At 26.2% G+C, this 21,341-nt stretch carries 15 protein-coding genes; 12 read left to right on the forward strand and 3 right to left on the reverse strand.

What is annotated here, in order from left to right; genetic code table 11:
* Window positions 1-8: 8 nt before the first annotated feature.
* Window positions 9-2,177 carry a putative bifunctional diguanylate cyclase/phosphodiesterase gene (locus CNEONATNEC86_RS09730; protein ID WP_058295037.1) on the reverse strand — a complete coding sequence of 723 codons (2,169 nt, stop codon included), beginning with the start codon at window positions 2,175-2,177 and terminating at the stop codon, window positions 9-11.
* 305 nt (window positions 2,178-2,482) lie between these two features.
* On the opposite strand from CNEONATNEC86_RS09730, the gene CNEONATNEC86_RS09735 reads away from it, so the two are divergent.
* The 9 genes from CNEONATNEC86_RS09735 to CNEONATNEC86_RS09775 all read left to right on the forward strand — a co-directional run bounded on the left by CNEONATNEC86_RS09735 (window position 2,483) and on the right by CNEONATNEC86_RS09775 (window position 15,293).
* Window positions 2,483-3,382 carry a DUF5780 domain-containing protein gene (locus CNEONATNEC86_RS09735; protein ID WP_159116158.1) on the forward strand — a complete coding sequence of 300 codons (900 nt, stop codon included), beginning with the start codon at window positions 2,483-2,485 and terminating at the stop codon, window positions 3,380-3,382.
* A gap of 112 nt (window positions 3,383-3,494) precedes the next feature.
* A complete protein-coding gene (locus CNEONATNEC86_RS09740; RefSeq protein WP_058295039.1) occupies window positions 3,495-4,844 on the forward strand; it encodes a ring-infected erythrocyte surface antigen domain-containing protein in 1,350 nt (449 codons plus the stop codon).
* Window positions 4,845-4,963: 119 nt separating this feature from the next.
* Window positions 4,964-6,703 carry a DUF342 domain-containing protein gene (locus tag CNEONATNEC86_RS09745; protein WP_159116159.1) on the forward strand — a complete coding sequence of 580 codons (1,740 nt, stop codon included), beginning with the start codon at window positions 4,964-4,966 and terminating at the stop codon, window positions 6,701-6,703.
* 272 nt (window positions 6,704-6,975) lie between these two features.
* Complete coding sequence (locus CNEONATNEC86_RS09750; RefSeq protein WP_159135896.1) at window positions 6,976-7,725, forward strand: ABC transporter ATP-binding protein; 750 nt, start codon at window positions 6,976-6,978, stop codon at window positions 7,723-7,725.
* A 3-nt stretch (window positions 7,726-7,728) separates the two neighbouring features.
* On the forward strand, window positions 7,729-8,646 hold the full coding sequence (locus CNEONATNEC86_RS09755) for a SufB/SufD family protein (RefSeq protein WP_159135897.1): 918 nt from the start codon (window positions 7,729-7,731) through the stop codon (window positions 8,644-8,646).
* A 187-nt stretch (window positions 8,647-8,833) separates the two neighbouring features.
* Window positions 8,834-10,591, forward strand: a complete 1,758-nt coding sequence (locus tag CNEONATNEC86_RS09760; protein WP_159135898.1) for a helicase-related protein — start codon at window positions 8,834-8,836, stop codon at window positions 10,589-10,591.
* A 283-nt stretch (window positions 10,592-10,874) separates the two neighbouring features.
* Entirely contained in the window at window positions 10,875-12,608 is a 1,734-nt protein-coding gene (locus CNEONATNEC86_RS09765) for an ABC transporter ATP-binding protein (RefSeq protein WP_159135899.1), read from the forward strand.
* Between the two features lie 326 nt (window positions 12,609-12,934).
* On the forward strand, window positions 12,935-14,266 hold the full coding sequence (locus CNEONATNEC86_RS09770; RefSeq protein ID WP_125150299.1) for a D-alanyl-D-alanine carboxypeptidase family protein: 1,332 nt from the start codon (window positions 12,935-12,937) through the stop codon (window positions 14,264-14,266).
* A gap of 223 nt (window positions 14,267-14,489) precedes the next feature.
* A complete protein-coding gene (locus tag CNEONATNEC86_RS09775; protein WP_159135900.1) occupies window positions 14,490-15,293 on the forward strand; it encodes a Cof-type HAD-IIB family hydrolase in 804 nt (267 codons plus the stop codon).
* Window positions 15,294-15,555: 262 nt separating this feature from the next.
* Here the strand turns inward: CNEONATNEC86_RS09775 and CNEONATNEC86_RS09780 are convergent, their stop codons facing one another.
* On the reverse strand, window positions 15,556-17,058 hold the full coding sequence (locus tag CNEONATNEC86_RS09780) for a hypothetical protein (protein ID WP_125150301.1): 1,503 nt from the start codon (window positions 17,056-17,058) through the stop codon (window positions 15,556-15,558).
* Window positions 17,059-17,329: 271 nt separating this feature from the next.
* Between CNEONATNEC86_RS09780 and CNEONATNEC86_RS09785 the strand changes: the two genes are divergently transcribed.
* Window positions 17,330-17,860 carry a 2'-5' RNA ligase family protein gene (locus CNEONATNEC86_RS09785; protein ID WP_159135901.1) on the forward strand — a complete coding sequence of 177 codons (531 nt, stop codon included), beginning with the start codon at window positions 17,330-17,332 and terminating at the stop codon, window positions 17,858-17,860.
* A gap of 438 nt (window positions 17,861-18,298) precedes the next feature.
* On the opposite strand, the gene CNEONATNEC86_RS09790 is transcribed toward CNEONATNEC86_RS09785, so the two are convergent.
* Entirely contained in the window at window positions 18,299-18,454 is a 156-nt protein-coding gene (locus tag CNEONATNEC86_RS09790; protein ID WP_159135902.1) for a hypothetical protein, read from the reverse strand.
* A 284-nt stretch (window positions 18,455-18,738) separates the two neighbouring features.
* Between CNEONATNEC86_RS09790 and CNEONATNEC86_RS09795 the strand changes: the two genes are divergently transcribed.
* Both CNEONATNEC86_RS09795 and CNEONATNEC86_RS09800 read left to right on the forward strand, forming a co-directional pair.
* Window positions 18,739-19,857, forward strand: a complete 1,119-nt coding sequence (locus CNEONATNEC86_RS09795; RefSeq protein ID WP_058295049.1) for an SGNH/GDSL hydrolase family protein — start codon at window positions 18,739-18,741, stop codon at window positions 19,855-19,857.
* A 197-nt stretch (window positions 19,858-20,054) separates the two neighbouring features.
* Window positions 20,055-21,230 (forward strand): serine hydrolase domain-containing protein, encoded by a 1,176-nt coding sequence (locus tag CNEONATNEC86_RS09800; RefSeq protein ID WP_159135903.1) that lies wholly within the window; start codon window positions 20,055-20,057, stop codon window positions 21,228-21,230.
* The last annotated feature ends 111 nt before the right edge of the window (window positions 21,231-21,341 follow it).

Below are 21,341 nucleotides of genomic sequence, written 5' to 3' on the forward strand. Positions count from 1 at the left end.
ATTCTATTTTAAAAATCATAATTAGAACTAGAAACTATCTTTTCAAATTCAGAAATAGGCATTGGTTTCGCAAATAAATAACCTTGAACCATATCACAACCAATGTTAGTTAAAAAATCACATTGTTCAATAGTCTCAATGCCTTCAGATATAACTCTTATATCTAATTTCTTTGCCATATCAACAATAGTTGAAACAATTATTTTTTCTTTTTTACTAATATTATCTCTTGGAAAAAATCCTTTATCTAATTTTAAGACATCAATAGGTAGATCTTTCAAAATATTTAGTGATGAATATCCAGAACCAAAATCATCTATTGAAAAAGTAAATCCATAATGTTTTAATTCACTAATGACTTTAAGTAATTGATTTATATTTTCAAAGAATGTACTTTCAGTAATTTCTAATTCAATAAGATCTGTTGGAAGATTATATTTATTTATTAAAGAAGTTAGTCTAGGAACAAAATTATAATCTCGTAAATGAATCCTAGATACATTTAAAGAAATAGGAACTAAACATCTTTTTTCATCAAGCCATTTTCGTAAAACTTTAAATACCTCTTCGTAAACATAAAAATCTAATTCAACTACAAACCCGTTTTTTTCAAATAAAGGAATAAAATCCTTTGGAGGAATTAAATTTTCATCTGGTGGAAGCCAACGAACTAATGCTTCTGCACCAGAAATCTGTCTAGTAGATAAATCAATTTTAGGTTGAAGATATACTATAAATTCTTTATTTATAAGTGCAGATCTCATTTTATATTCAATTGATTTTTCTTTTGTAATTTTAGAGTGCAATTCACAACTATATACTGAATACGTACTTTTATGCGAATTTTTTAAAGTTTTTCTAGTGATGTTAGCTCTATCGATTAGTTGGATTACGTCTCTATTATTAGTGGATGCTAAGCTAATACCACTAATTAATGCAATGTTTATATTTTTGAATTTATTATTTTGAAGAGTTAGGATTTGCTCATTTAAAGAGTCTATCCTGTTTCTTAGATCAGTAATTGTATTATACTTAATTAAAAGTATAAATTTATCATCTCCATTACGACATACTAATTCATCTTCAGTTAAATTTGATGAAAATAATCTGGCAACTTCTGTTAAAAGTATATTCCCAGTTGAGTATCCTATATTTTCATTTATATATTTAAATTTATTTATATCAGAGAATACTATAGCAAAATTGTCGAAAACGTTACTGTCCAATATTTTTATTGCTTTGTCTTGAAATTTGGATAATGATAAAAGACCAGTTAAGGAATCTTTGGATTTAATTCTTTCGATAAAATTACCTATATTTGAAAGACATATTAATCTTATATTTTTATTGTTCGATAAATTTATCTTAGATACAATTGAGCTGACCCACATATTTAAATATGGATCAAAATATTCATTACTTTTGTTGTCATGTATATTTGAGTTCTCATTTAAAATAGGGCAATTCTCACATGGAGAATTTCTAGTTTTTAAAGTTTTATAGCATAATTCACCAAGCTTTACAGAAGGAAAAAGCTGCTTTAGATTTTCTCCTATAAATTCTAACTCATAGGAATTAGAATTTAGTGCATAAGTATATAAATTTTGACTTTTAGTAATGGAAGTAGCTATTTTTATTTCTTTTTCATAATCACTATTCTTATAAAATTTTAAAATATAGTTTTCAAAAAATTTACTAATTAATGAAAAATTATTTATTTCGTTTTCATTCCATTTATGAGGAGCAGATGTTAATGAAAAAATTAAGAAGCCAGTAAAATATGTGTTATATAATGAAAAACATATAAAAGATTGAGAGTGTAATTTTTTTACTAAAGGATAGAGAATATTATTTTTATCAAAATTTTTAAAATCATCACAAACAATAACTTGATGTTTTATTGATTGTATAAAATTTTTGCTTATATCACATGACTTAATTTTAGAGGGTTCCGATGTTTTGCTATGCCATTCATAAATTGAATTAAGAGCGGTAAGCTCTCTATTTGATCTTAATAAAATGATTTTATCTAAATTAAAATTATCTCCAATATAAGATAAAATTGAATTGATTATGGTATTATTATCATTTGACTCAGATAAAACTGAGACTATATAATTGGTCAAATTTTTGTTTAATCCAAAATTATTAGTGCTATTTGTAAGTATATTAATCATGTTTTCCCCCAAAATAATTTTATTGAAAATATTAAATATGTTAAATATGTTAAATATGTAATATTAATTCAACTATAGTATATCATAAACATAATAAATATAATATCATCTTATATTAAGATGATATTATATTTATTAGAAAAAAATTAGAAGTTTTTTTTCTAACTTCTAAAAATTATCATTTAATTGTATAATCATAGTATATGAATTAGAATAAAGAGAAAAACTTATAAAAAATATATAACATAGTATTATTCTAGTTTTTTATTATTATATAGTTAAGGAACTTAAGAGGGGAATAATTTATGAGTAAATATAAAACTATAGTAGCTAAGTTCATGATTTCTATAATATTAATATCAGGATTAATAGGATGTGGAAAAAGTAAAATAGAACTAATTAATGAAAACTTAAATTCTAGTAAGTATGAAGAAGCCATAAAGATATTTAATAACATAAAAGATGAAGAAGATAAACAAAAAGCAATAGAAATTATGAAAAAGCAAGATTCTATTTTGAAGGAAAAGTTTATTAATAAAGAAATAAATAGAGATACAGCAGTAGAATACTTAAATATATTGAAATCAGTAAGTGAAAATAAAGATGAAGTTGATAAAACAATAAATGAAATTGATGAACTTGTCATGTCTCAAGAAGCTTATGATGCAGGTATGAAGTCGATGAAAAATAATGAGTATAAAAAAGCAATAAATCAATTTTCAGCAGTTCTAGAAAATGATAAAAGCAATTACAATAATGCGCAAAATAAAATAAAAGAGGTTGAGGAATTGGCAAAGAGTACAGTATTAGTCACCATAGATGAATGTAAAATAGCTTACAGCAATTCAAATAAAAAATCGATGTATCCAGATCAATTACAAATAAAAGTAACTAATCATTTTGATAAAACTATTAAAAATTTCAATGTTTGTTTTATAGGATATGATAGTGAGAATCATCCAATTGAAATACCAGGATATTTATCTGAAAGTCAAGGATTCGAATTTATGGGGACAGGTCAAAATGTAAATATACCTAAGGATGGAACGTGGGGAAATGGAACTATGGGTTGGAATATAGGCTCAAGTGAAAAATTATCAAGAGTTGAAGCAAATATAAAGGAAATTGAATTTGAAGATGGAACTATTTGGGCCAATCCATTATATGATTTGTGGGTACAAAGATCCTTAGGAGAAGAATGGTGAGGATTACAGTAATTTAAGAAATATTAAGAAAAATAAAAATACTCTTAATATTATTGTTTTGATATAATATATTTAGAAAAATAGGATTAACACATAAATTAGGAGGATAAAAATGACTTTAAAAGAATCTTTAGTTTTTTCGTATCTTAAACATATAAAAAAGTGTAAAATTATACAAACTAATTGGGTTCCAAAGACTAAGGATTGGGATGAAGAATATGATAAAGCAAAGGAATTAATAAGAATAAGTAAAAACTATTTTAAAAATAAGTATAGAATCAATATATTTAAAAATATATCTTTGGATGATGATATTATCAAACTATATAATAATATAGATGCTTTTGGGATAACATTTAATAAAGACTATACACAAGATATATATGGTGTTATGTGCGAATTAAATGAAAGTTACAATAAAGTAAATATTGAAAATGTTTTAGAAAAAATATTTATAATTTCTACTTATCTTGTAAGCTATTTTAACAGAATAAATGGGAATATAATAATTATGTGTTCAAAATTAAATGATAAAATTATAAGAGAAATAGGAACTTATTATTTTGATATAAAGGAAATATTCAGACAAGTTAATCTTTCTTTTGAGGTAAGTATACTAATTAATGAAAAGTTTCAAGAAGAGGTTATAAGCAAACTGGAAAAAGTATGCCTAGATATAGATGAAACAGAAGAAGAAATTTATTTGAAAAGTTTAAAACTTCAAAAGCAACTTAATTATAAAAATAATGATATTGAAGAAAATAATGAATATGTAGAGAAAAAGATTAAAAGTGATGCAGAAGAAGAGACAAGCAGCACAATAGAAATTGAAGCAGTTAAACCTTTAGAAGAAAATGATTATGGGAATATTGATCATAATGTTAAAGAAACAAATAAAAACAAAATAAGTAAGTTAGATATTACAATAGATGAAGATATAAATGGAATACTATTTGATAATATAAGTAATATTGATGATAATAGAGAGAGCCATACTACAAAGTATTATATGAATAATAGAAATGTAAAAACTCAATTAAGAGTAGATGATGATTCAATAAGCAAAATAATAGAAGAACGGAATAGAAAACTTGTAGAAAATTTATTGAAGAATAAAAAACACGAAGGTGGTGAAATAAAGGATAAATATGATGATATAAAAATTGGAGAATTGGTTAAAAAGGAATTTGATAGATTATTTAGAGATGAAAGTGTACCTAAAGGAGAAATAAGAAAACTTCAAGAATATGATTACTGCAAAGAAATATTTGGAATTGATTACCCTGTATTAAAAGAAGTTGATATGGAGTATTCTTTAGAGGAACAAAGAAGAGATGAAAATGGAAATGCAATATATTATGGATTTATTGCAACAATATATGATAAAGATTATTACATATGTTCAGTGTGGAGTGAAGAAAACAGAAGAGACTTTTTAAGATGGATGAGTTTTTTAAGATAAATTATAAAGTGTATGCCATAATTTTACAATATAATAATTATATTAAGAAAAAAATAGATACATACTTTAGGGGCAAGATAGTGATAAAAACGAAAGATTTTATATTGGGGGAGTATTAGATGAGCCTTGAAAGAGGAATAAAAGTTGTCAATGGTAATATAATTTTTCAAAATGATTGTAGTGATGAAAAGTTTACAATTAAGTCAAGAAAGTATATTAATTTATTCATAAATGATGAACTTTGCAAACAATTTGAAGAAAACGTAGTAACTAAAGATGATAAAATACACTATACCCTTGAAAAGTCAGAAGCTAAAAGGGAAATAAATATATTTATATCTGAAGATAAAATGAAAGCATATGTAAGGATAGAGTATTTACCAGAAATAGAATATAAGCTTAAGGATAAAGCATCGTTTATTAATTTGGCTTTATCAGTAGAAGAAGTAAGTAGAAAATATCCACCTAAGTATACTGTAGATGAAGTAAAAAAAATTCTTAAAGAAAAGAATGTGATTTTTGGCATTAAAGAAGCAGCATTGGAAAAAGCTATTTTAGGATGTAATGAAGAACTATTAATAGCTGATGGAGAGTACCCCATACAAGATGTACCAAGTGAAGTGAAATTACTTTTTTCACCAACAGAAATGCACTTTCCTGATCCAGAATCAAGTGAAACTATAGATTATAAAAATTTATTTAGAATATCTAATGTACGAGAAGGTGACAAAATAGCTGAAATAATTCCAGAGACCATAGGAAAAGATGGAAAGAACATTTTTGGGGAAATTATCAAAAAAAATTATGTTAGATTAACACCTATTACAGCTAACAAGGGATGTAAAATAGAAGAAAATGATATAATAGCCACTATAGATGGAAAGGCTCATATATCAGGAAGAATTGTAACTGTAAATCCAGTATTTACAGTTGAAAGTGTTAATATGGAAACATGTAATATAAATTTTTATGGTGATATTGAAGTATATGATAGTGTTAATGATCATATGGATGTTAATGCAGGCGGATCTCTTGATGTAAGCAATAACGTAAATGCTTCAAAGGTAGTTACAGGTGGGGATATAACTATACTTGGTAATGCTATAAGTTCTAAAATATTATCCGGACAGATTGATATAAGAAAAAAAGAATATGCTGATGTTTTGACTTTATATAAAGATATGATAAATGATATTATAAAAACTATAAGGCTTCTTCAGGCGAAAACCACAGCATTTGGAGCAAAGGATTTTATACAAAATTTAACTGAAGATAAATATAAAGATTTTCAAAAAATAGCATTAAAATTAGTAACTTTAAATATTAAAAATGAAACAAAAGGATCGGAATTAATAGAATATATAAAGGAAAAAGTTTTGGGATATAACATATTAAAGATGAAATCTTTAAATGACCTTACTATTCTACTTAATATTTTAGATAACGAAATAGAATATTACGATAAAAATAGCATTGTTCCTCTTGATATAAGAATTTCGTATTGTCAGGATTGTGAAATTAAATCTACTGGAAATATAATAATAAGTGGAAAAGGCGAATTTACATCAAAGCTAACTGCAATGAAAGACATAATGTTTACTAAGCCTGATTCAGTAGCAAGGGGTGGAATAATTTCAGCTGGAAATAGTATAGCAGCAGGAATTGTAGGAAGCAGAGCAGAAATTCCAACGACTCTTATAGTTCCAAAGGAAGGGAAAATAAGTGCAGTATTAGCATATCGAAATACAACATTTAAAATAGGAAATGTGTCTGCTAATACTGAAAGAGAATATGAACATGTACAGGTGTTTTTTAACAAAAAGACAAGACTAATAGAATTTCATGAGGATGCATTTTAAAAAGAAATCTCTAAATATTGGGATTTCTTTTATTTATTTAAGTTACTATATTCCTTTGAATTTATATTAAAAAAACTAAAGTACATAGTTATAGTGGAGATTTTTTATTAGTCATTTACATGATTGGCAATTATATTATCATTATGATATTATAATACAATAGAATATTTTCTAATAAATATAATTTTAGGATTGAATAATGAACTAAGGATAGAAAGGAGATAGTTACCAATAAGTTATATATTAATATTTAAAATTGGTGGCGAATAAGTGTGCTAGAACTAAGAAATATTTGTTTTGAAGTCCAAGAAGAAGGCTTCACTAAAAAAATTCTAAAAAATATTAATTTAAATATCGATAATGAAAAATTTGTCGCAATTACAGGTCCAAATGGTGGTGGAAAATCAACTTTAGCAAAAATAATTTCTGGAATTAAGATACCTACAAGTGGAAAAATAATATTTAATGGTAATGATATAACAAACATGAGTATTACAGAAAGAGCCAGATTAGGGATAAGCTTTGCATTTCAGCAACCAGTAAGATTTAAAGGGATAACAGTTAAAGAGCTCATTACTCTTGCAAGTGGGAACTCTGGATGCAAATGTAATACTTCAAACATAAAATTTGAAAAAAGTCCATGTGATTATTTATCAGAAGTAGGACTGTGTGCAAAAGAATATATAAATAGAGAAGTCAATGCAAGCCTTTCTGGAGGAGAATTAAAAAGAATTGAAATAGCAACTATTTTAGCAAGAAAAACAGAGCTTTCAATATTTGATGAGCCAGAAGCAGGAATTGATATATGGAGCTTTAATAATATGATAAATGTATTTGAAAAAATGCGTAAAGAGATTAATGGATCAATCTTAATAATTTCTCATCAGGAAAGGATACTAAATATTGCAGATGATATTATAGTCATTGAAAATGGACAAGTAAAACAGAGTGGTAAAAAGTATGAGATTTTACCTAAGTTACTTTCAGCAGCAGATAGTTGCAGATTTTATAAAGGAGAATAAACTATGGAAGAAATGCAAAAAAACTTATTAAGTGAAGTATCAGGCCTCCATGGTATTCCGGTTGGGGCATATAATATAAGAGTGGATGGTCAGGCTCTTAGCATGAATTCTACTGCTAATATTGAAATTGTTAAAAAGAAAGATAAAAGTGGAATAGATATTTATATTAAACCAAATACAAAAAATGAAAGTTTACATATTCCGGTGATTTTGACACAGACAGGTCTTAAAGAGGTGGTATATAATGATTTTCACATTGGAGAAAATAGCGATGTAACTATAATTGCTGGATGTGGAATTCATAATAGTGGAGATAAGGAATCTGAGCATGATGGTATACATAGCTTTTTCATAGGGAAGAACGCTAAAGTTAAATATGTTGAAAAACACTATGGTGAAGGTGATGGAAAAGGGCAAAGAATATTAAATCCAGTTACTATAGTTGAAATAGATGAAAATGGATATATGGAAATGGATACTGTTCAAATTAAAGGTGTAGATTCAACTAAAAGAATTACAAAAGCTAAGTTGAATGAAGGCGCTAAAATAGTAGTAAAAGAAAAAATTATGACTCATGGAAATCAATTTGCAGAAACAGGATTTGAAGTTGAGCTTAATGGAGATAATAGCAGTGCACACGTTACATCACGTTCTGTTGCAAAAGATAATTCTAATCAAGTATTTTTAGCTGACATTAAGGGAAATGCTAAATGTACTGGACATAGCGAATGCGATGCAATAATTATGGACAATGCAACAGTAAAGGCTATTCCACAAATTCTTGCAAATAATGTTAATACAAATCTTATTCATGAAGCTGCTATAGGTAAAATTGCAGGAGAACAATTAACTAAACTTATGACTCTTGGACTTACTGAAAAAGAAGCAGAAGAATGGATAGTTAATGGATTCTTGAAATAGAATATATTAAAATAAAATGATTTCTGATAATATTACAGAAATCATTTTTTATTTATTGGATATGTAAATAAAGTAATACATAAAATAAGCTAAATAAATTTATATATTTAGATATAATATATAATGAAGAGTTTATTATATAAGTTATATTAATACTAGCTACTAAAAATATAAGGGGTGTCAACATATGGGTAATAATGCAGCTATACGTGAATTTAAAAAGTATAAAAGTCAAATACATCAAATGAAAGAAGTGGCAGAGCACTCAAAGCCAGGAGCTCTTATAGAGCAGGAAAGTGCAATAAGAAAAAAGCTAAAAAAGCTAAAAGAATTTGAAAAGACAGGATTAAAGGACTTTGATGAAGTTTATGAATCGTATGAAGAGCTTTTAGAGTATGTATCAGAAAAGATGCTTAAAGATTATAATAAAAAGAACAATACTGAATTTGATTTCTTTGATGTTGTAAGAGGAAATTATAATAGTTTTCAGAATGTTGGAATAATGGCACTTCTTACAAAAATTCATATACCTAAACTTATCAGTCAGGAATTTGAAGAAAAGTTTCCTGTTAATCCTAAAGATGAATATTATCAAGCAAGACATATGAAAAGAAAGTTTTATATTCATTTAGGTGATACAAATACAGGTAAAACATACAATGCAATAGAGCGTTTAAAGACGGCTAAAAAAGGTGTATATTTATCGCCACTTAGAATACTTGCATTGGAAAATTTTGAAAAGCTCAATAATGAAGGAATTGTATGTGAACTATTAACTGGTGAAGAGGAAATTTTAAAAGAAGGTGCTACACATACATCTTGTACAATTGAAAAAGTAAACTTAAAAGAACATTATGATATAGCTGTCATTGATGAAATTCAAATGATAAGTGATCCGTTTAGAGGAATGGCATGGAGTAAGGCAGTTCTCGGACTTAATTGTGATGAAATTCATATTTGTGGAGCAGCTAATAGTAAATATATATTAGAAACAATATTAAATGACTGTAATGATGAATATGAAATAAAAGAATATAAAAGAAGTATTCCATTAGAGGTTGAATATAAGAATTTTAGATATGAAGATATACAAGATGGTGATGCCATTGTAGTATTTTCTAAAAAAAGAGTACTTGAAATAGCAAAAGAGTATTCAGATAAAGGTATAAAAACAAGTGTAATTTATGGGGACTTACCGCCAGAAGTTAGAAAAATGCAATATGAGCAGTTTGTAAAGAAAGAAACTAAAGTACTTGTAACAACTGATGCTATTGGCATGGGAGTAAATTTGCCAATCAGAAGAATTATATTTATGAGCATAAAGAAGTTTGATGGAGATGAAATAAGAGAACTTACATCACAAGAAATAAAGCAGGTAGCAGGACGTGCAGGTAGAATTGGTATATATGATGTTGGATATGTTGCATCCGTTTCAGGAAATGCAGAAATTATAAAATCTAAGCTTGAGAAAGAAGATAAGAGAATAGAAGCAGCAGTAATAGGACCATCAGAAGCAATTCTTCAAATAAAAAGTTTACCATTGAATGAGAAATTGGCTCTTTGGAGCACTAGAGAAGAGAAACTTGATTATTATACAAAAATGGATATAAGTGAATATATACTAATATTAGATAAATTAAAAAGGTATAAATTAAGTGAAGAAATACAATGGGATTTATTAAAAGTTCCATTCGATGTAGCTCGAGACGATTTAATGGAAACATTTTTAAATTATGTAGATGAGATTTTTGTAAATAAGCAAAAAGAGCTATTTAAGCCAGAATGTTATTCTGGATATCTAGAAGAACTTGAAATTTATTATCAAAAAATTAACATGTATTACTCATTTTCTAAAATATTCAATTTAAAATTTGATATAGACTGGGTTTATGATGAAAGAATAAAAGTAAGTGAAGAAATAAATGAAATTTTAGTCAGGATATAATGATTTTAGGCAGCAAACTATAAATGTAGTTTTCTGCCTAAAATAGTTTCTTAAAAGATATTATATTATTATTTACAGTAAAAAATTGATTTTTTGAAACAATTATAATAGAAGTAAGGATGGTTCATTAAGTTGTTAATTTTTATAAATTATAACAATACTATATCTACTAATGTTAAGATTTATATGCATTTATTAAGAATAAAATATAAAAACATGCATCATATATTTTTTAAAATATAATTATTGGTGAAGTATTTTAATTTTAATAGGAGGAATTTATGTGAATGATGTTTTTATTAAGGACAAACCATCGAAAACTTTAATAAATTTGTATAAAGGAAATTATATTAAATTATTAATAGCACTAATATTTTTTATTATAAAAAGTTCTCCTGTATGGATAATGCCAATTGTTTTATCTAATATAATAAATTTAATTAGTAATTCTTCAGGAAATAATACAAATAAATTAATATTAAACATTGGTATTATGGTAATTTTAATTATTACAAATATCCCCACTAATTTAATATGTGCTCATTATAGAAGCTTAGCTATAAGAGATGTTGAGTCTAATATAAGATGTGATTTGGTTAGTAAATTGCAAATTTTATCAATTCCTTATCATAAGCATCTGCAAGTAGGAAAACTTCAATCAAAAATATTAAGAGATGTAGAAGCAATTACTAATTTATCTAAGCAGCTAGGGATTACAGTACTACCTATAATAATTAGCATTTCTGTGACTTTTTCTATAACTATTTTTAAGAATAAATATGTTGCCTTATTTTTTTTAGGGGCAATACCAGTAGCATTTTTTATAATAAGCATATTTGGAAAGAAAATAATAAATAAGAACATGCAGTTAAGAATAAATATGGAAGATATGTCTTCAGCAGTATCTCAAATGGTTGAAATGATACCGATAACAAGAGCGCATGCATTGGAAAAATTAGAGATAACAAGAGTTGACAATAAAATAAATAAGGTTAAAAAGATTGGATACAACGTAGATATATTGAATGAATTTTTTGGCTCATGTGGATGGGCTTCTTTTCAGATAATGCAGCTTGGATGCTTGATGTTTACATCTTATCTTGCATTAAATAATAAGATACAAGTAGGAGATATTGTTCTTTATCAAAGTTATTTTACTTCACTTTTAGGAGAAGTAAATGCACTTATTAATGTTTATCCTGATTTGGCTAAGGGATTTGATTCTATTAATTCCGTTTCAGAAATATTATTAGCAGATGATATAGAAAAAAATAAGGGAAAAACTAAAGTTAAAAATATCAATGGAAATTATAAATTTAATCATGTGTACTTTAAATATGATGATGGTGAGAATTTAGTATTAAATGATTTTAATCTTGAAATAAAAAAGGGTGAATGCATAGCATTTGTTGGAGAATCAGGTGGAGGAAAAACCACTTTGCTAGATCTAATTATAGGCTTTATAAAGCCTATAAAAGGTACTGTTTTACTAGATGGACAGGATATGCAGTTAATTAATTTAAGAGATTATCGAAAACATATTGCAGTAGTACCTCAAAATACAATATTATTTTCTGGAAGCGTAAAAGAAAATATAACTTATGGTGTAAAGGTAAGTGAAGAAAAATTAAATGAAATTTTAGAAGCGTCATGTTTAAGCGATGTTATATGTAAACTTCCAGATGGACTTAATACAAATGTAGGAGAACATGGAGGAATGTTATCTGGTGGACAGAAGCAGCGTATAGCTATAGCAAGAGCACTTATTCGTGATCCAAAAATCATAATACTTGATGAAGCAACTTCAGCATTAGATATTCAAAGTGAAGTTCATGTTCAAAAAGCGCTTAAAAATTTAACAAATGGAAGAACGACATTTATAGTTGCACACAGGCTTTCTACAATTAAAGATGCAGATAGAATCATTGTGATTAATAATGGAACTATTGCAGAAGAGGGAAGTTATGAAGAACTAATAACTAAAAAAGGTGATTTTTATAATTTAATAAATAATTAATATATATGTTGAAAATCGAAATCTACATTAAATGTACAGTACGTATACTCAAGTATTGAATAAATCATATTGCAACATATATATAATAAAAAAGTCTTAGATTATTTCTAGGACTTTTTTATTATATTACTATACTACTTAGATTTTATAAGGAATAAATACTGTTAAATTTTAAGCACTGAATATTAGCAATTTAATTAAAAATTTAATTATAGAATATATCTTTATAAAAATTTTAAAATAATTGTAGAATATAAAAAATATTTATGATAACTTTAATAAGGATAATTTATTTTACAAAAAGATAATTTGATACGGAGATACTTATGATAAAAAAGATAAAATATTTAGTTATACTATTATTTTTATTTTGCAGACCTGTATATGGTGAAACCATTATTCCAGAAATAAATGCACAAGGTTATGCTGTAATTGATGCCGAGAGTGGCCAAGTTCTTTTTGGAAAAGATATTGATACTAAATTTGAGCCAGCATCAACAACAAAAGTAATAACAGCATTAATAGTACTTGAGAAAAGTGATTTATATGAAGAGGTTACTATAAGAGAAAATTTTACTGATATAGATGGTAGTGCTATAGGATTATTAAAAGGAGATGTAGTTACTGTGTATGATCTTCTTTTAGGCTTAATGTTGGAATCAGGGAATGATTGTGCCAATGCACTAGCTTATCATGTTTCGGGGAGTATTGAAGAATTCGCAGAGCTTATGAATGAAAAAGCAAGAGAACTCGGTGCAATAGATACAAACTTTAAGAATCCAAGTGGACTTCCAGATGAAGAGCATTATACAACGCCTAGAGATTTAGCATTATTTTTGAGAGAAGCTATAAAGAATCCTGATTTTATAAATATTGCAGCCACTGAGAATAAGACAATATCAATGATTAATAATTCAGAAAGAACATTAACTGTAAACAATAAAAATTATTTAATTAATAAGAATTCAGAATTTTATTATGAATATGCTCTTTGTGGAAAAAGTGGGTATACAATGAGAGCAAATCATACTTTCCTTGCGGCAGCAAAAAAGGATGGGAATACTTTAATTGGATCATTTTTAAAAGCAAGTGATAAAGAACAAAATTATAAAGACATGAAATCTATTTTTAATTATGGATTTAATAACTATTCTTTTATTGATCTTTATAATACTAATGAAAAGGTAGCTACATATTACATAACCAACAACGAAAGAATACCTCTATTTGTGAATGAAACAATAAAGTATGTTACTGAAAAAGGTAATGAAGACAATTTAAATTACAATTTAAAGATAAAGGATGATGATTTAAGTAATAAATCATTTAAAAAAGGTGAAAAAATATTAGATGGAACTATTTATGTAAATAATCAAGAATACATAGATGTTGATTTATATGCAGGTGAATCAAGAGATCTTAGAATAAGTTCAGAAAGTTCTAGTGATATAACAAAAACTACTCATAAAGAAGAAGTTAATGAAAATAAAGAAGAAAAAAATGATAAAAGTAATTTTGCTAAAATAGGTATATTAGGGATAATGGTTTTTATAGCACTTAGAATTAGAAGAAAAATTATATTAAAAAGGATTAAACGTAAAAAAATGTTAATGAGAAAAAAAAAGATAATGAGAAATATTAATAAAAGAAAAATATAAATTTATATAATAATTAAGAAGCTGTATCAATATGAGCTTAAAAGAAGAATACATGATGATAATAGCTTCTTTTATTTATGTTATTTTTAGTTTTTTATGATGTTGAGAAATATATAGAATATAATATATAATAAAGCAATAAATTAATAAGCAATATTATATAAATTAGAGATAGAAAAGCAGATTTTAAAATATTAAACAAGTAAAGAGAAAGAGGACGCATATGAAAAATAAATTTGATGGATATGTTATTTTTAGTGATTTAGATGGAACATTATTAAATGATAATAAAGAAGTATCAAAAGAAAATAAAAAAGCGATAGAATATTTTATAGAAAATGGCGGAAAATTTTCAATTGCGACAGGAAGGGCAATTGATTCTGTTAGTAAGTATATTGAAGGTGTAAAAACGGACTTACCTATAATTACTTATAATGGGGGTACTATTTATGATTATAATAAAAAGAAAATTATAAGTGAAAAAGTTTTAGATAAAGATAAAAAGGCATTAGCTTGTAAAATAGCTGATGATTATGAAAATATAGGGGTAGAAATATATGTTGGTAAAGACGTATATGTACTTAAAGATAATGGTATGTCTGACAGACAGGCAACAAGATTATTGAATTTAAAATATGATGTTCCAGAGAACATTTTTAATCTAAGTTGGAATAAGATTACTACTGTAGGTAAGATTGGATTGATGGATGAAGTTGAAAGTGAATTTTATAATAAATATAAAACAAAAGCTATAAGAAGTGGAGAATGTTTTGTAGAAATAGTACCAGATAATGCATCAAAGGGAGATGCATTAAATGAAATAATTAAAACTTATAACTTGGATAAGAAAAAAGTTATATGTGCTGGAGATAATATGAATGATTTGGAGCTTCTAATGGAAGCGGGAATATCATTTTGTCCTGAAAATGCATCAAACGAAGTAAAGAAATATGCTAATCATATAACTGTAAATAATAATGAGCATATTATACCCAATATTATAAAATGGATTGAAACAAATCTTTAAAGGAAAAGTCTTAGATGATTATGTATTTGATATGAATGAAGGCTTTCATAAGCTTGTAATATTCTTTTAAAGTTATATTATTAATATTGCAATAATAATTAAAATGCAGTAAAAACAGGTGGATTTTGAAAAAGTAATAAATCCTGAAAAAAGGGAAGTATAAATAGTATTATTAAAATAAGGGATGTCTAATTAAAATTTGTAAGTGAGACAGTCCCTTATTTTTTTATTATTAAAGTTAGAGAATTAAAAAGTATATTATCTACTGAAAAGCTGGAAAAGTTCTTTGAAGTACATCCATAAGTTCAGGATAAAGTGCTAATAACTCTTTATTTAGCTTCTTAAGGTTACTAAAATATTCGTGAATTTCATTATTTGAACAGTATTTATTACTATTATTATAATCTGCTTCCCATACTTCAAGGCCTAAAAATGGATTTGCAGTTCCAACATATAATTTATTTTCACTGCTCACAAGAAGAGTTCTTCCGCCATAATTATTAGGATCATTTAATCCATCTAGGATTACTGGACTGAAATTTAATCCATCTTTTGAAGTGTAAATGTCAAATCCTTTTGGATAATTATATTTACAAAGAAGTTTATAAATTTTCTTATAGGAATTTAAAAGTCTATTATAGTTCTCATATCCAAAATTCTTTATATAATCTTCTTTGTTATATTCAAAGCCTGTTATAAAAGTTCTTATATTAGTTGAACTGTCATAAGTTGTTATAACTAAATTACCTTTAAATTCTTTAATCTGCCATCCATAAACATTAAAGAAATTATTAAAACCTGAATTAAATCCAGAAAGACTTTTATTTCTTACGCCAGTAGATGGACACGAAGGTATAATAGGTTTGCCTCCAACGACTATTTCCCAGCAGTCATTTTTATCAATTCTAATTAAGTCAAAGCTTAGTGGGACGAATAAGGATAAAGGAAATCTTTTTGTAACAGCAACATATAAATGATCTTTAAATACTCCAGTAGACATTATATTTGTATTTAATGCATCACCAAAACCTTTATAAGCAACTAAAGTCCAGTCATTGTTTTTAGGATTGCAGTTATTTGATCTCCAAACTTCTGCACCATCTGAATTTCCAATACTTAAATAAAGCCTATTATTAAAAACACTAAGATCATCAATTCCACCAATTGGATTATTATTGGGAATAAATCCCTTGGACTTTGGGTTTATAACTAGCTTAAAAAGTTCAAATTCAGGATCTTTACTTGAATATAAATAAGGGACATTTCCTCCAATTCCTTCTTCAAGAGTTGCCATATATAATTTTCCATTAAAAGATGCAAATGCTCTTGAGCTTGTTCCTGAAACATTAGAAGTATTTATTTTTTTCCAATGAACACCATCAGTGCTTTTGAACACATAAACTTTTTCGCCCATAGAAGCAGCATAAATGGCACATGAGTTGTTTGATTTATGAGTTATCATTGCTCTAAATCCATAAATTTTATCTTTCGAACTGGCTTTAAATACTTTTTCCCATGGACATGATCCATCCTTTTTATATCTCCAGATTTCTGCATTGTTATCTGAACCTGTTACAAGTGATGGAGCAAGGTTTGGACTTTCTGTAAAGGCAGTGGTAAGTGATGAAATCATATTTCTTGAAGTGCCTACATATATATAATTTCCAAGCTCAGCCATGGACCATGCATAGCTATTTTGCCTGGAATTTTTTAAATTATTTATGTCAATACCATTAGTTTCTGTTATTTGTTTAAAAGTAAACATAAGACTCCTCCTTTGTGATATATAATTAGCAATTATACAATCCAATATATGTAAACAAACATATATAAGTGAACATAAAAATATTGAAGGAAATCTTAATTATAAATTATACTTAAGGAAGTGGTGATACTATGTTATGGGTCATAAGTATTTACATAAAATAAATTTATAATAGAAACGATAATGTAATAATTCATTAAATATTGAAAAAGCTATATACTATATTAAAAAATAATGAAATTATTATAAATGATATAAAGGGACTGATTGTATGAGATATGTAATAGTAAGCATTGTAAAAGGCGGAGCTGGAGAATTTAATAATAATATGAGAAAGGAGCTTTATGAAAATTTCAAAGCAAAATCTTCAAAACTGCCAGCACATTTTACAATAAAAGCACCATTTGAATATGATAAAGATATAGATGATCTTGAAAATGCAATAGAAAGCTTTTGTATGAGAAATAAAAAGATAAAATATATAATGGACAAATATAATCATTTTGATAAAAGAGTAATATATATGGAGGTCCAAATAAGCTATGAAGGTAAAAAAGTTCATGATGAACTTATAGATGTTTTAAATAAGTTTTCATATATTAGATTTAAAGAAAATGAAGGGAAAAATAAAATATTTCATGTGACTTTAGTCTCAAAAAAATTAACACTTATATATAACGACATTTGGTCTTATGTTAACAATTATCCTTTCAGATTTGAATGCTTATTTGATAATGTAAGTATATATGTGTGGAAGGATAATACATGGAAATTATACAAAGAATTTAATTTCCATGATTAAGTATAAAGATCTAGTAATTTGAAGTCTTATTTTGATCTTTAATATAGCTGTCACAGGACATGATCATAGCTATTTAAGGAACAAAATAAAATATTGGTATTATGAAAAAGCATAGGAAAAAGTTTGGTAAAAATGAAAAATATAAATTAGTTAAATCTTTTTAATTTTGCCTAAAAAATTTAGAGTTTGTTTTAAAAACTTCAGTTAAAGATTGATTCATGTCCATAAAGTAAAAATAAATTAAACATCCAAAGTGTCTTAAGTATAGAAAATTAAAAAATATAAGAGAGCTTATTAATAAAAGAGCTAGTATACACGATAAAATTCCGGACATCTTTATATCTGTTAACAAATAAAAATAACCATATCCCAATTTAAAAATAAGGAGAAGTATACTTAAACTATTATATAGTATAAGAACTGCTATAGAAATTATAATCAGTAAAATAAATCAGCTGTAATATTTATTGCAAATTTTATAAGCATTTCAGGAAGTATAATAGCCAAAAGAGAACCGAAAAATAAGACATATCCTATGATAATTTCAAGATGATTTGATAATAAAATTTTTGCTTCATGTTTTATATTTTGCATATAACCATTCCCCTTACATGTGTAATATAAACTATAAGTATATAATATAGTTTAACATATATTAACAAAGTTGTAATTATATAGATAAATATGTTTATGATATATATGATTATAAATAGTAAAAAATAAATAATTAATAAGTTTTATATACAAATAATCATGATGAATTTTTAATTAATTGATAATGATTATTTAAATGCTTATACTATAGATAATGAAAAAAGTATTTTACATTTTCATGTATACTTTTTTTGATAAATACTACTTGATTATGGAGGAGAGAAATGGATATAGATTTAAAGACTTTAAAAATTGATGAAGTTAAGAACATAAAAATAAATGGAAGAACAACTAAAAAAATATCACCATTACCTTTGTTTTGGACAGGAAGTGGATTTGAAGTAAATGTAAGAGCACAGGAATTATGGATGGAAGTAGAGATAGATTATAATGAATATGAACAATGGATAAGTGTAGAAATCAATGGAGTATTTGTAAGTCGTCAAATGTTAACTAAAGGAAGATATTTTATATGTCTTTTTAGAGGAATGAATAATGAATTAGTTAAAAATGTTCGTGTATATAAAGATGTTCAAGCTATGCCAAAAGATAATGATTGTATATTTTTAATTCATTCACTTAGAACTGATGGAGAGTTTGAAAAAGTTGAAGATAAGAGTATGAAAATTGAATTCATTGGTGATAGCATAACTTCAGGAGAAGGAACAATAGGTGCTAGAATAGAAGAAGATTGGATTTCTATGTGGTTTACATCACTTAATAATTATGCGGTTATGACAGCCAAAAATCTTGATGCAGATTTTAGAATTATATCTCAAAGTGGATGGGGCGTACTTTCAAGCTGGGATAACGATCCTAAATGTGCAATTCCTAAATATTATGATAAAGTTTGTAGTGTAGTAAACGGAGAAAGAAATAAAGAACTTGGCGCATATGAAGAAAATGATTTTGAGTCTTGGCAGCCTGATTTTATAGTTGTAAATTTGGGAACAAATGATGGCGGTGCATTTAATTCACCAGAATTTAAGGATGAAAAAACTGGAGAAATTTTCAAGCAGCATCTTAATGAAGATGGAAGTTATAGTGAAGAGGATATTAAAAGGTTTGAAGATGCAGTAGTCAGATTTTTGTATAAACTTAGAAAATATAATAAAAATTCGAAAATTTTATGGGCTTATGGAATGCTTGGAATTCCAATGATGCCATATATTTATCATGCAGTAGATACATATAAAAAAGAATCAAGAGATACTAAGGTTTATATAACTCAGCTTACAAACACAACAGATGAAACCATTGGGGCGAGAAGTCATCCAGGAGTTTTGAATCATAAAGCTGCAGCTAAAGATTTAGTAGATGCTATTAAAAATTTACAGATATAATTATTAATCCTTAAAATTAATGAAAAATATAAAATTATATTAATAAATTAGAAAAAGTAAATTTTAATTATTTTAAGAACTTATGAAAAAAGTAAAAAATCAAAAAAATCATGATTTATAAATATTAAAAACTTTAAGTTAAAAATAGATATAAACGAATTTAATTATTCATGATAATAAAAAAAGGAGAAGATTTTATGAATAATAATTTTAAATATATTAAGGAAGAAATAGAAAAAGAAATACAGAATTGTAATATAAGCGGTGCAAGTGTATGCATTATTAAAGATGGAAAAGAAATATATAAAGATAATTTTGGATTTGCAGATAAAGAAAATAATATAAAGATGGCAGACGATACTATTTTTCGTATGTTTTCTATGACAAAGCCCATTACAGCCACTGCAATTATGATATTATTTGAAAGAGGGAAAATAGATTTATATGATCCGGTTTCTATGTATCTTGAAGGCTTTAAAAATCAAAAGGTAATAAAAGATGGTAAGCTTTCAGATGTTAACAGAGAAATGACTATTAAAGATTTACTTAATATGACATCAGGATTAAGTTATGCTGATGATTCTACAGAATGCGGAAAGTGTATGAGTCAACTTTTTGATGATGTTAAAAGAAAGCTTGAAGAAGGAAGCACTATAAATACTTTGGATTTCTGCAATGCAATAGGTAAAGTTCCGCTTGCATTTCAACCCGGAGATCAATGGCTATATGGAACATCAGCAGATATTTTGGGAGCAATAGTTGAGGTTGTAAGCAAGAAGAAGTTTAGTGAATTTTTAAGTGAAGAGATTTTTAAGCCACTTCATATGAAAGACACAGCTTTTTATGTTCCAGAAGAAAAGCGCCCAAGATTCGCACAAATTTACAAATATAATGAAGAAGAAAAAAGATTATATCCATATTTAGAAGATGCTTTGGGGTTGGATGGATATAAAGTTTCAACAGCTTTTGAAAGCGGTGGAGCAGGACTTGTTTCTACAATAAATGATTATAAAAAATTTGCACTTATGCTTTTAAATAAAGGAAAATATGAAGACACTAGAATTTTAGGCAGTAAAACTGTTGAGTTTATGACACAAAATCAACTTAATGAAAAACAAATGCAATCAATGAACTGGGAATCACTTAGAGGATACGGATATGGAAATCTAATGAGGATTCTAATAAATCAAGCAGAAGGTCAGACAAATGGATCTTTAGGTGAGTTTGGATGGGATGGTTGGACAGGAAATTATATAACAATTTCACCAAAGGATAATATGATATTTATGTATTTTATCCAAAGATGTGATACTGGGACAAGTGTTTTCACAAGAAAATTAAGAAGCATAGTGTATTCAGCTATAAATTATTAAAAGATTTTAAAATCACAGAATTCTTAATTTTAAGATAAATAACTGAAATTAAAGAAAGTATAAAAAATTAATTTTTTATACTTTTTATCTTTTTTAAAATTTATATTGACA

It is taken from the genome of Clostridium neonatale, assembly GCF_900465025.1.
Taxonomy (GTDB): Bacteria; Bacillota; Clostridia; order Clostridiales; family Clostridiaceae; genus Clostridium; species Clostridium neonatale.